This is a genomic window from Streptomyces sindenensis (assembly GCF_014649035.1).
GTDB classification, from domain to species: domain Bacteria; phylum Actinomycetota; class Actinomycetes; order Streptomycetales; family Streptomycetaceae; genus Streptomyces; species Streptomyces sindenensis.
Genome location: NZ_BMSG01000005.1, coordinates 46,991 through 59,063, shown reverse-complemented (window position 1 = coordinate 59,063; position 12,073 = coordinate 46,991). Strand labels below are relative to the sequence as shown.

12 protein-coding genes are annotated in these 12,073 nt (G+C 71.0%); 11 read left to right on the top strand and 1 reads right to left on the bottom strand.

Annotated elements, in window-relative coordinates; translation table 11 throughout:
* Window positions 1-29 precede the first annotated feature (29 nt).
* On the bottom strand, window positions 30-1,298 hold the full coding sequence (locus IE145_RS08540) for an extracellular solute-binding protein (protein WP_189520294.1): 1,269 nt from the start codon (window positions 1,296-1,298) through the stop codon (window positions 30-32).
* 316 nt (window positions 1,299-1,614) lie between these two features.
* Between IE145_RS08540 and IE145_RS08535 the strand changes: the two genes are divergently transcribed.
* The 11 genes from IE145_RS08535 to IE145_RS08485 all read left to right on the top strand — a co-directional run bounded on the left by IE145_RS08535 (window position 1,615) and on the right by IE145_RS08485 (window position 12,071).
* Window positions 1,615-2,454 (top strand): GntR family transcriptional regulator, encoded by an 840-nt coding sequence (locus IE145_RS08535; RefSeq protein ID WP_189520293.1) that lies wholly within the window; start codon window positions 1,615-1,617, stop codon window positions 2,452-2,454.
* 124 nt (window positions 2,455-2,578) lie between these two features.
* Window positions 2,579-3,796, top strand: a complete 1,218-nt coding sequence (locus IE145_RS08530) for a lactonase family protein (protein ID WP_189520292.1) — start codon at window positions 2,579-2,581, stop codon at window positions 3,794-3,796.
* A 110-nt stretch (window positions 3,797-3,906) separates the two neighbouring features.
* Complete coding sequence (locus IE145_RS08525; RefSeq protein WP_189520291.1) at window positions 3,907-4,158, top strand: YkoF family thiamine-binding protein; 252 nt, start codon at window positions 3,907-3,909, stop codon at window positions 4,156-4,158.
* Window positions 4,155-4,553, top strand: a complete 399-nt coding sequence (locus tag IE145_RS08520) for a helix-turn-helix domain-containing protein (RefSeq protein ID WP_189520290.1) — start codon at window positions 4,155-4,157, stop codon at window positions 4,551-4,553. Before IE145_RS08525 ends, IE145_RS08520 begins: the two co-directional genes overlap by 4 nt.
* A gap of 164 nt (window positions 4,554-4,717) precedes the next feature.
* Window positions 4,718-5,254, top strand: coding sequence for a 2-oxo-4-hydroxy-4-carboxy-5-ureidoimidazoline decarboxylase (gene uraD / locus IE145_RS08515; RefSeq protein ID WP_189520289.1), 537 nt, complete (start codon window positions 4,718-4,720; stop codon window positions 5,252-5,254).
* Window positions 5,255-5,274: 20 nt separating this feature from the next.
* Window positions 5,275-5,664 (top strand): hydroxyisourate hydrolase, encoded by a 390-nt coding sequence (gene uraH, locus IE145_RS08510; RefSeq protein ID WP_030710199.1) that lies wholly within the window; start codon window positions 5,275-5,277, stop codon window positions 5,662-5,664.
* 7 nt (window positions 5,665-5,671) lie between these two features.
* Window positions 5,672-6,595, top strand: a complete 924-nt coding sequence (pucL, locus tag IE145_RS08505) for a factor-independent urate hydroxylase (protein ID WP_189520288.1) — start codon at window positions 5,672-5,674, stop codon at window positions 6,593-6,595.
* Window positions 6,596-6,663: 68 nt separating this feature from the next.
* Window positions 6,664-8,067 carry a nucleobase:cation symporter-2 family protein gene (locus IE145_RS08500; protein ID WP_189520287.1) on the top strand — a complete coding sequence of 468 codons (1,404 nt, stop codon included), beginning with the start codon at window positions 6,664-6,666 and terminating at the stop codon, window positions 8,065-8,067.
* 45 nt (window positions 8,068-8,112) lie between these two features.
* Window positions 8,113-9,501: an 8-oxoguanine deaminase gene (locus IE145_RS08495; protein WP_189520286.1), complete on the top strand. Its 1,389-nt coding sequence runs from the start codon at window positions 8,113-8,115 to the stop codon at window positions 9,499-9,501.
* 303 nt (window positions 9,502-9,804) lie between these two features.
* Entirely contained in the window at window positions 9,805-11,265 is a 1,461-nt protein-coding gene (locus IE145_RS08490) for a nucleobase:cation symporter-2 family protein (protein WP_189520285.1), read from the top strand.
* A 122-nt stretch (window positions 11,266-11,387) separates the two neighbouring features.
* Window positions 11,388-12,071 carry an alpha/beta fold hydrolase gene (locus IE145_RS08485; protein ID WP_189520284.1) on the top strand — a complete coding sequence of 228 codons (684 nt, stop codon included), beginning with the start codon at window positions 11,388-11,390 and terminating at the stop codon, window positions 12,069-12,071.
* The last annotated feature ends 2 nt before the right edge of the window (window positions 12,072-12,073 follow it).

Sequence of the window (12,073 nt, the reverse complement as noted above, 5' to 3'; positions counted from 1 at the left end):
TTTCGTCCTGCTCGGGTGGCGGATCGGGGTCAGGAGCCGGCGTTCATGGCCCGGGTGATGTCCCGCGAGGCCTTCGCGGCCTCCTCGGCCGGATCGCCCCCGGTGAGCACGGCCGTCATGTAGTCCTTGATCGGGTTCTCCGCCTCGACCGCCGCCCAGCCCGGGGTGTTGGGCGTGGCGTGCCCGTGGGCGGCGCCGACCGCCATCGCGGCGGCCCCCGGGTCGTCGGCCACGGCGGAGGCCAGCGAGGTCCGGTTCGGCACGTAGCTCATGGCGACGGCGAGCTTCTTCTGCCAGGTGTCCCCGGTCAGCTCCTTGATGAAGGCGACCGCCTCGTCGGGGTGGGCCGCCGCGGCCGGCACGACCAGGTCGGAGCCGCCGGTGAAGACCGCGCCGGGGGTGCCGGCCGTCTTGCCCGGGATCGGGAAGAAGGCGAGCTTTCCCTTGAGTCCGGGGTTGTTCTCGGCGATGACCTTGGCCCCGCCCGGGGTGGAGATGACCTGGGCCACCTGACCCTGGGCCATCACCTCGGCCTGCGGCGGATCGTCCTCGTCGGAGTCCTTGGGGCCCTTGCCGAGCGCCTGGAGCTTTTCGTAGAACGCCATGCCGCGCAGCGCCTCGGGGGTGTCCAGCGCCCCGGACCACTTCCCGCCGGACTCGGCGGCGAGGTCGCCGCCCTCGTCCCAGATGAACCCGGCCAGCGCGTACCACATCTGTCCGGGGAGGTAGATGCCCTGCGTTCCGCCCTTGTTGAGCTGGGCCGTGGCGTCGATCCACTGCTCACGGGTCTTGATCTTCGTCGCGTCGACGCCCGCCTTCGCGAAGAGGTCGGTGCGGTAGATGACCACCCGGTTCGCCGCGTAGTACGGGATGCCGTACTGCCTGCCCTCGTACGATCCCGGCTCGGCCAGGCCGCTCAGCCAGTCCTCGCCGTTCAGCTCGTCCTTGCGGTCGCTGAGGTCGAGCAGTCCGCCGCTCTCCGCGTACTGGGCCACCTGGGTGTTGCCCGCCTCGATGACGTCCGGGGCGTCGTTGCTGGCCAGGGCGGCGGTGATCTTCTGGCCGATCCCGTCCCACTCCTGGATCTGGATCTTCACGTCGATCGTCGGGTGGCGCTTCTCGAAGTCCGCGGTGAAATCCTTCTGGAACTGCGCCGAGACGCTGTCGCGCATCAGCCACACGTCCACCGTCGTCCGGCCGTCCCCGTTTCCGGAGTCCGGTCCGGACGACGGACTGCAGGCACTGAGCGCGGCGGTCAGGACGAGCACGGACCCACCGGCGAGCAAGCGGTACTTCACGGTTCACCTCGAGAGCGGTACGGATCGGGAAGCAGAGCGGATCGGACGGACTTGATGGACCTGACGGACCGGACGAGGCCTGACCACCTGACCAGTGAGACTCGCTGGACAGCTTGCCTGTCGATGGTGGATGAAGGTGGCATAGACCAATGGGGTCGTCAACCCCCTGCGTATGAGCGGGAATTGGTGATCTCCTGGCAACATGGGCGCCTGATCCTGCTCCGGCAAGCGCTACACTTCACCTGACCAGCAGGCCAGTTGGGGTGCCGGGGTGGTCAACTGGTAAGAAAAGAATCGGTCGTCGGGAGGGGAGACCATGGACGCGGATGTGCCGGGGACGGTGCTCAAACGGGAGCGGACCCGCGATGCCGTACTGGAGCTGATCGAGTCACGCAGCCCCGGGGACGCCATCCCCTCGGAGCGCGCCCTGTGCGCCCTGCTCGGCGTCTCCCGGCCCACGGTGCGCGCGGCGGTCGACGAGCTGGTCGCCGCCGGGCTCCTGGTGCGCGAACACGGCCGGGGCATGTTCGTCGCCCCCGCCAAGATCACCCAGGAGCTGATCGCCGGGGACCGCGCGCTCAGTGTGCCGCAGGCGGCCGGCGCCTGGTCGAGCCGGCTGCTGGAGTTCACCACGCTCCAGGCGGGGGCCCGCGTCGGCCGCAAGCTGCGCATGTCACCCGCCGCCGAGATCGTCTACGTGGCGCGGCTGAGGCTGGTGGACGGGGCGCCGATGGCCATCGAGCATCTGCACATCCGGGCCGAGCTGGTGCCGGGACTCAGTGCGCAGGAGCTGGAGAGCGGCGATCTGTACGAGCATCTGCGCGCCACCCACGGCGTGCACGTCCACGAGGCGGTCCAGGCGATCGAGCCCACCGTCGTCACCCGCGCCGAGGCCGGGCTGCTCGACGTTCCGGAGCTGTCCCCGGCACTGCTCTTCGAGCGGCTCACCTCCGACACCACGGGCCGCCCGGTGGAGTACGTCCACTCGCTGTACCGGGGCGACCGCTACCGGATCGTCTCCCGGCTCGCGCTCGGTCCGGCGGCGGAGGTCGCCCCCGACCGGGAGGGACACCACCCGGGCATCCCTCCCGGCGACTTCGCGCACGGCGACGCCATCGCCTCCTCGACCAGGGGGGACATCCAGGCGGCCGGCTGACCGGCGGACCCGACTGCCGTTGCGCAGAGTGCAACTCATGTTGCGCCTCTTGCCGTGCGGGCGTCGGCGCGCCAGGGTGGCGGACGCATCCGAAGCAGCCGACCCCCCACCCGAGGTGCCTCGCATGAACCCGTCCCCCCACCCGTACTCCGGCCCCGAACGCCCCGCTCCCGTGCCCGCCCGCCCCGGCCGTCGCGGCTTCCTCGGCGGCCTGCTGGCCACGGCCGCCCTGGCGGCCGCGGGGCCCGCCGCAGCCGGCCCGGCCCACGCCGCGGCCCGTCCGGCCGCCGCGCCCGCCCCGCGCGCCACCCGCCCGCTGCTCCTCGGCACGTACACCTCCGAGGCGGGAGGCGGTACCGGCATCGGCACGGCCGCGTACGACACGGCGACCGGCGCGATCACTCCCGGTCCCGTGATCACCGGCGTCGACAACCCCTCCTACCTGGCCCTCCACCCCTCCGGATCCACCGTCTACGCGGTCGCCGAGCAGGACGCGGGCGCGGTCACCGCCGTGCGGCGCGCGGCGGACGGAACGTACGAGGCGCTCGGCAGCCGAGCCACCGGCGGCTCCGGTACCACCCACCTCTCCGTCCACCCCTCCGGGCGCTGGCTGCTGAGCGCGAACTACGGCTCCGGCAGCGTCGCCGTGCACCCGATCGCCGAGGACGGCTCGCTGGGCGAGCGCACCGACCTGGTCACCCACGGCTCACCGCCGCCCGGCCCCGGCCAGGGCGGGCCGCACGCCCACCAGATCGTCACCGCCCCCGACGGCGGGCATGTCCTCGCCGTGGACCTGGGCACCGACACCGTGTACACGTACGCGCTGGACGAGTCCGCCGGGACGCTCGCCGAGGTCTCCCGCGCCGCCCTGGCGCCCGGCTCCGGCCCCCGCCACCTCGCCTTCCACCCCGGCGGGCGCTTCGCCTACCTGGCCTGCGAGCTGGACAACACCCTGGTCGTCTGCGCGTACGACCCCGCCACCGGCGTCCTCACCCCGGGGCCCGGGCAGTCCACCGGCACGGGATCGGGCACCGGCTACCCCTCCCAGCCGGTCGTCACCGGCGACGGGGCGTACGCCTACCTCGCCAACCGGGGCCCCGACAGCCTCACCCGTTACGCCGTGGAGGACGAAGGGGCGGCCCTGCGGCTGCTGGACACCGTGTCCGTCGGCGGCGACTGGCCCCGGCAGCTGGCCCTGTCCCCGGACAGCTCGCTGCTCTTCGCCGCCAACCAGCGCTCCTCCACCGTCACCGTCTTCGGCGTCGGGCCCGACGGCTCCCTCACCGCCGCCGGCGACCCCTTCCCGGCGCCGGTCGCGGTCTGTGTCCTGCCACTGCCGTGACCACCGTCGTACGGGGCCCCGCGCACACCGGGGGCGGGCCCCGGAACAGCGGTTACAGTCGTGGCCGAGCCGCGCGCCCGCACCCGCGGCGAGGACATCAAGGAGGCACAGTGCGCTTGAGGGTGGAATTCACCACCGAGCCCTTCGATCTCGACGAGGCGCCCACCCACGCGGTGGTGGCCCGGGAGGTGATCCAGGGCGCCGAGCTGGACGCCGTCGACGTCGGCCCCTTCGGCAACACCGCGGAAGGGGGCGCGGACGAGGTGCTCACCGCAGTGGACTCCCTGCTGCGCCAGGCCCTCGCCTCCGGCGCCACCCGGGTCTCGCTCCAGGTGAACGTGATCGAGGAGGAGGCCCGGTGACCGAATCCGCCGATCACGTTCCGGTCACCGTCGACCACCCCTTCGTGTCGGCCGTCAAGCCGCTCGTCGACGCGATGGGCGCCGAGCTGCTGGGCCCCGAGCAGGCCCAGCCGGACGATGTGGTGCTCGCCTGGGAGGGCCAGGACGTCATAGCCGTACGGCTGCCCCAGCTCTCCGACTCGCTGGACCACATCCTCGCCGCGATGGAGCGGCGGCACGGGATGCCGCTCGCCGACCTGGACCGGAAGGCCAAGCAGAGCGTCGTCCGGGCCCTGGAGGCACGCGGTGCCTTCTCCGTGCGCCATGGAGTGGAGACCGTGGCCGGCGCCCTGGGCGTCTCCAGATTCACCGTGTACAACTACCTCAACAGGGAACATACGGCCAAGGGTCAGTAGTTGGCCCAACTCGCCGAGCGCACAGGGAAGCCGCCGTCCGCATGCCGGGACGGCGGCTTTCTTCGTTCGCGATATTTCAACAAAGTGTTGACGTCGTGTTGCGGAGGGCGTTAGCTATCCGCAGCCCGAACAACGCACAGCGAAAAACAGCCACGGAGGCTCCCGTGACTTCGAGCTCCACACCGGGCCTCACCCGGTTCAACACCCTGGCGGACGGCGAGGCCACCCCCGCACTGCACGAGGTGTGTGCCAGTGCGGCCTGGGGAAACACCGTACTCGCCGGGCGTCCGTACGCCACCGAAGAAGCCCTGCTCGCCGCGAGCGACGCCGCCACGGCGCAGCTCACCGCGGCGGACCTGGCCGACGCGATGGCGGGCCACCCGCCGATCGGCCGCCCGAAGCCCGGCGACCCGACCTCCTCCCGTGAGCAGCGGGGGATGGCCGGCGCCTCCGAGGAGCTCAAGACCGAGATGCTCGAACTGAACCTGGCCTACCAGGAGCGGTTCGGACATGTCTTCCTGATCTGCGCCACCGGCGCCACCGGTGAGCAGATGCGCGACGCGGTGAAGTCCCGGATCGGGAACTCGCCCGAGCAGGAGCAGGAGATCGTGCGCACCGAACTGGGCAAGATCAACCGCATCCGGCTGACCCGTCTCGTGACGGAGGCCCTCACCGAGGACGCCCCCGCGCAGGACTCTTGAGATCTAGGAGAGTGACGGTCTTGAGTACCGACACGACCGCATCGGTGTCCACCCACATCCTGGACACCAGCATCGGCCGCCCCGCCGCGTCCGTCGCCGTCTCGCTCGCCGCCCGCAGCGGAAGCGACGCGCCGTACGTGACGCTCGGAGCGTCCGCGACCGATGCGGACGGGCGTTGCAAGGACCTGCCGGCACTGCCGGAGGGCACCACCCACGTACGTCTCGCATTCGACACCGAGACGTACTTTTCCAAGAAGCAAGCCGAGGCGCAGCAGGACGCCCCCCGCGTAAGGGACAGCGGCGCGTTCTTCCCGGAAGTGACGATCGCCTTCGCGGTCGTCCCGGGCGAGCACTACCACGTACCGCTGCTGCTCAACCCGTTCGGCTACTCCGTTTACCGAGGGAGCTAGCACCGACATGCCCACGATTCTCGGCCAGAACCAGTACGGCAAAGCAGAGAACCGCGTCGTAAAGATCACGCGGGACGGCGACACCCACCACATCAAGGACCTGAACGTCTCGGTCGCCCTCTCCGGCGACATGGACGACGTCCACTACTCCGGCTCCAACGCCAACGTCCTGCCGACCGACACCACCAAGAACACGGTGTTCGCGTTCGCCAAGGAGCACGGGATCGAGTCCGCCGAGCAGTTCGGCATCCACCTCGCCCGGCACTTCGTCTCCTCGCAGGAGCCGATCCACCGCGCCCGGATCCGGATCGAGGAGTACGCCTGGGAGCGCATCGCGACCTCGGAGGGCAACTCCAAGTTCATCGGCGCCGACGAGGTCAAGCACTCCTTCGCCCGCAAGGGCATGGAGACCCGCGTCTCCCAGATCACCTACGACGGTGAGAGCTGGGAGGTCATCTCGGGCCTCAAGGACCTCACCGTGATGAACTCGACCAACTCCGAGTTCTGGGGCTACGTCAAGGACAAGTACACGACGCTCAAGGAGGCGTACGACCGCATCCTGGCGACGGACGTCTCCGCCCGCTGGCGCTACAACTGGACCAGCGACGAGCAGCACATGCCGAACTGGGAGAAGTCCTACGAGCAGGCGCGCAAGCACATGCTCCACGCCTTCGCCGAGACGTATTCCCTCTCGCTCCAGCAGACCCTGTACCAGATGGGTTCGCGCATCATCAACAGCCGCAGCGAGATCGACGAGATCCGCTTCTCGCTGCCGAACAACCACCACTTCCTGGTGGACCTCGAACCGTTCGGCCTCAAGAACGACAATGAGGTCTACTTCGCGGCGGACCGTCCCTACGGTCTGATCGAGGCCACCGTGCTCCGGGACGGCGTCGAGCCGAAGATCCCGGTCGACATGACCAACCTCTGACGCGGCACTGAACCGGCCGCCGTCCGCCCGCAGACGGGCGGCGGCCGGTCATCCCGGAGGGAACACCCATGGCACAGCCTGCAACGGGGCCGGCCGAAAGCCCAGGCAAAGACCCCTCGAAAACCCTCGCAGACCCGGCGGTTCACCCGGTCGACGAGAAGCTTCCCCCCGCGCGGCTCGTCCCCGCCGCGCTCCAGCACATCGCCGCCATGTACGCGGGCGTCGTCACCCCTCCGCTCATCATCGGCCAGGCCGTCGGCCTGGACACCGCCGGCATGACCCGGCTCATCGCGGCCAGTCTCCTGATCGCCGGACTCGCCACCATCGTCCAGACGATCGGTCTAGGCCCCTTCGCCGGAAACCGGCTCCCCTTCGTCAACGCCGCCTCCTCCGCCGGGATCGCGCCGATGCTCGCCATCGCCGAGACCAGCGCACCGGGCCACCAACTCCCCGCGATCTACGGGGCGGTGCTCGTCGCCGGGGTCTTCTGCCTGGCCGTCGGCCCCTTCTTCGGCCGGCTGCTGCGCTTCTTCCCGCCGCTCGTCACCGGCGTGGTCATCACCCTCATCGGCGTCACCCTCATGCCCGTGCCCGTCGCCTGGGCCCAGGGCGGCGATGCCACCGCCGACGACTTCGGCGCCATGAAGTACCTGGCGCTGGCCGCCTTCACCCTCGTCGTCATCCTGCTCGTCCAGCGCTTCGGGCGCGGCTTCCTCAAGCAAGTCGCTCTGCTGGTGGGCATGTTCGTCGGCACACTGGCCGCGATCCCGTTCGGACTCGCCGACTTCTCCGCGCTGAAGTCCGCACCGCTCGCCGCCCTGCCGACCCCCTTCGCCTTCGGCACCCCGGAGTTCCAGCCCGCCGCGATCCTCTCGCTCTGCATCGTCATGCTCGTCCTGATGACGGAGTCCTCCGCCGGGATGCTCGCGCTCGGCGAGATCTGCGAGCGCCGCACCGACGGGCGTACGATCACCCGCGGCCTGCGCACCGACGGCATCGCCACCCTCCTCGGCCCGGTCTTCGGCGGGTTCCCGACCAGCGCCTTCGCGCAGAACGTCGGCGTCGTCTCGCTGACCCGCGTCCGCAGCCGGTACGTCGTCGCGGCGGCCGGCGGGGCCCTGCTGATCCTCGGCGCCTTCCCGGTGCTCGGCGCGGTCGTCTCCCTCGTGCCGATGCCCGTCCTCGGCGGTGCCGGCATCGTCCTCTTCGGCTCCATCGCCGTGAGCGGCATCCGTACGCTCTCCGAGGCCGGCCTGGACGACAGCTCCAACATCATCCTGGTGGCCGTCGCGCTCGGCGCGGGCATCATCCCGCTCGCCGCGCCCGCCTTCTACGCCGGTTTCCCGGCCTGGGCGCAGACCGTCCTCGGCTCCGGGATCAGCGCGGGAGCCCTGGTCGCGGTCGTGCTCAACCTGTTCTTCCACCATCTCGGCACCCACAGCCGCAACGCTGTGGCACTCAAATCCTCCTAGGGTCCTGCCGTGCCCACATCGCCACAGAGAGAAGAAGGAAGCGCCATGGCAGCTTCGGCAGACCCTCAGCGCATCGTCATCGAGAACTGTTCGATCGCCACCGTCGACGCCCACGACACGGAGTACGCCTCCGGGTACATCGTCGTGGCGGACAACCGCATCGAGTCCGTCGGCGCGGGCAAGGCCCCGGAGGGCCTCACCGGTGTCGTGCGGCGCATCGACGGCACCGGGCACCTCGCCACCCCCGGCCTGGTCAACACCCACCACCACTTCTACCAGTGGATCACCCGGGGCCTGGCCACCGACCACAACCTCTTCAACTGGCTGGTCGCCCTCTACCCGACCTGGGCGCGCATCGACGAGCCGATGGCCCGGGCCGCCGCGCAGGGCTCGCTCGCCATGATGGCCCGCGGCGGTGTCACCACCGCCATGGACCACCACTACGTCTTCCCGAAGGGCTCCGGCGACCTGTCGGGCGCCATCATCGGGGCCGCCCGTGAGACGGGCGTACGGTTCACCCTCGCCCGGGGCTCCATGGACCGCAGCGAGAAGGACGGCGGCCTGCCCCCGGACTTCGCCGTCGAGACCCTGGAAGGCGCGCTCGCCGCCACCGAGGCGACCATCGACGCCCACCACGACGCCTCCTTCGACGCCATGACCCAGGTCGCCGTCGCGCCCTGCTCGCCGTTCTCGGTCTCCACCGAACTGATGCGCCAGGGCGCCGAGCTGGCCCGCCGCAAGGGCGTGCGGCTGCACACCCACGGCTCGGAGACCGTCGAGGAGGAGCAGTTCTGCAAGGAACTGTTCGGGATGGGCCCGACCGAGTACTTCGAGTCGACCGGCTGGCTCGGCAACGACGTGTGGATGGCCCACTGCGTCCACATGAACGACTCGGACATCGCCGCCTTCGCCCGTACGGGAACCGGCGTCGCCCACTGCCCGTCCTCCAACGCCCGCCTCGCCGCCGGTATCGCCCGGGTCCCCGACATGCTCGCGGCCGGCGTACCGGTCGGCCTCGGCGTGGACGGCACCGCCTCGAACGAGTCCGGCGAGCTCCACACCGAGCTGCGCAACGCGCTGCTCATCAACCGTCTCGGTGCTCACCGCGAGGCCGCCCTGAACGCCCGTCAGGCCCTGCGCCTCGGGACCTACGGCGGGGCCCAGGTCCTGGGCCGCGCCGACCAGATCGGCTCCCTGGAGGCCGGCAAGCTCGCCGACCTCGTCCTCTGGAAGCTGGACACCCTGGCCCACTCCTCGATCGCCGACCCGGTGACCGCGCTCATCTTCGGCGCGGCCGCCCCGGTGACCCTCTCCCTCGTCGACGGCAAGCCGGTCGTCGAGGGCAACCACCTCACCACGGTGGACGAGGACGCCATCGCCCGCGTCACCCGCGACGAGGCCCGCCGCCTCGCGCAGATCGCCGCCGGGGCCTGACCCCCGGCGGTATCCCCGACCGGCCGGTCTGGGGGGACGGCCCGAGACCGGCCGCCGTGGACCCGAGCGGGGTCCACGGCAGCCGGTCCGGCGGACGCGCGCCCCATGGTGCGCGCCCGCCGGACCGGTGATGAACGCTGCCCGCACACACCCCCGGTGCGCGCCCCGTACCCCCCTCTGCACGACCTGCACGACCTGCACGACCTGCACGACCTGAGAGAGCCAAGCTCCGCCGCACCACTTACGCACCACCTCCCTGACACCCGCGTCGCCGACGACGCGTAACCGACCGGAGGAACCGCCGTGGCCGCTAAGCCCAGGTTTCGCAAAGACGCAGACGCAGCCGCCCCCGACGTGACGGACGACGCCGTCGCGGAAGGATCGGTCGACGGCCGGAAACATCCGGTCGACGAGACCCTTCCCCCACTGAAGATGTTCACCAGCGGTCTCCAGCACGTGGCCGCCATGTACGCGGGTGTGGTGGCCCCGCCGCTCATCGTGGGGCCGGCCGTCGGCCTCACCGCCAAGGAGACCGCCTTCCTGATGGGGGCGAGCCTCTTCACCGCGGGGATCGCCACCCTGCTCCAGACCATCGGATTCTGGAAGGTCGGCGCCCGGCTGCCCTTCGTCAACGGCGTCTCGTTCGCCGGGGTCGCCCCGATGATCGCGATAGGCAAGAACCGGGGCCACGACGGGATAGCCGTCATCTTCGGCGCGATCATCGTGGCGAGTCTTCTGGGCTTCGTCCTCGCCCCGTACTTCTGCAAACTGGTCCGCTTCTTCCCGCCGGTCGTCACGGGCACCGTGATCACCCTGATCGGCGTCTCGCTCCTCCCGGTCGCCTTCAACTGGTCCCAGGGCGGCAACGCCGCGGCCGACGACTACGGTTCGATGACCAACATCACCATGGCCGCCGTGACCCTGGTCGTCGTGCTGGCCCTGCGCAAGCTGCTGCGCGGCTTCCTCCAGCAGATCGCGATCCTGCTCGGCCTGGTCATCGGCACGCTCATCGCCATCCCGGCCGGCATCACCGACTTCGGCGCCATCAAGGAAGCCGACGTGGTCGGCTTCCCGACCCCCTTCGCCTTCGGCGCCCCGCAGTTCGAGATCGCCGCCATCATCTCCATGTGCATCGTGATGCTCGTCTGCATGACCGAGTCCACCGCGGACATGCTGGCCCTCGGCAAGATCGTCGGCCGCCCGGCGGACGAGAAGATCATCGAGGGCGGTCTGCGCGCCGACACGCTCGGCAGCGCCATCAGCCCGCTCTTCAACGGCTTCATGTGCAGCGCCTTCGCGCAGAACGTCGGCCTCGTCGCCATGACGAAGATCCGCAGCCGCTTCGTCGTCGCGGCGGGCGGCGGGATCCTGATCGTGCTCGGCCTGGTCCCGGTCGCGGCCTCGGTCATCGCCCTCGTACCCCTGCCGGTGCTCGGCGGCGCGGGCATCGTCCTCTTCGGCACGGTCGCGGCCAGCGGCATCCAGACCCTGGCGACCGCCGCCATGGAGAAGGGCGAGAACGCGCTGATCGTGGCGGCGGCCCTCGGCATCGGGCTGATCCCGATCGCCGCGCCGCAGTTCTACCACGCCTTCCCCGAGGACCTGCTGGTCGTCCTCGACTCGGGCATCTCCACCGGCTGTGTGGTGGCGATCGTGCTGAACCTCGCCTTCAACCACGTCGGCCGCAAGCCGGACGCGGCGGACGAGGAGCAGCAGCCCGGCGAACACGTGGTGCCGGCGGCCGCCGGGGTGGGCGTCCACTGATCTCCGCCCCGCCCTGACAGCGGCCCGGTGGGACCCCGCACGGTCCCGCCGGGCCGGCGCACGTCCGGGGTGGGCGGGGCCAGTGACGCGGGCGCCCGCCCGTCGGCTGTAGCGTCAGAGGCATGGAAGATCAGTCTGTTGTGGATGTCGGCGATGTGCGCCTCGCGTACCGCGCCTGGGGCGACGCGTTCGGCTCGCCCGTCGTGCTGCTGCACGGCCTCGGCGGTTCGGCCGCCAACTGGGAGGCGGCCGGCACCTTGCTGGGCCAGGAGTGGCGGGTCTACGCCCTCGACCTGCGCGGCCACGGCGAGAGCGACTGGCCCGACGACTACGACCTGGAGCTGATGGCCGAGGACGTCGTGGGCTTCCTCGACGAACTGGAGCTGGACCGGGTCGGCCTCGTCGGCCACGGCATGGGCGGCGTCGTCGCCCGGCTGGTGGCCCAGGAGCACTCCGACCGGGTGGAGCGGCTGGTGCTGGTGGAGACCCCGGCGCCGTTCCCCGGCGACCCGGGCCCGGCCGGCCGCGCCGAGGGCCCGGTGGACTACGACGAGAACGCGGTCCCCGCCGTACGGGACCAGCTCGCCGACCCCGGCCCGGACGCGGCCGACCACCTCGGCGACATCGTCTCCCCGACCCTGGTCATCACCGGGGGCCCGGAGAGCGGGATGGAACAGCACCGCCAGGCGGACGTGGCCGCCCTCGTCCCGGACTGCCGCCTGATCACGGTCCCGGGCGGCCACCGCATGCACGAGACCCGGGCGGACCAGGTGGCCGGGCACATCACGGAGTTCTTCACCAGCTGAAG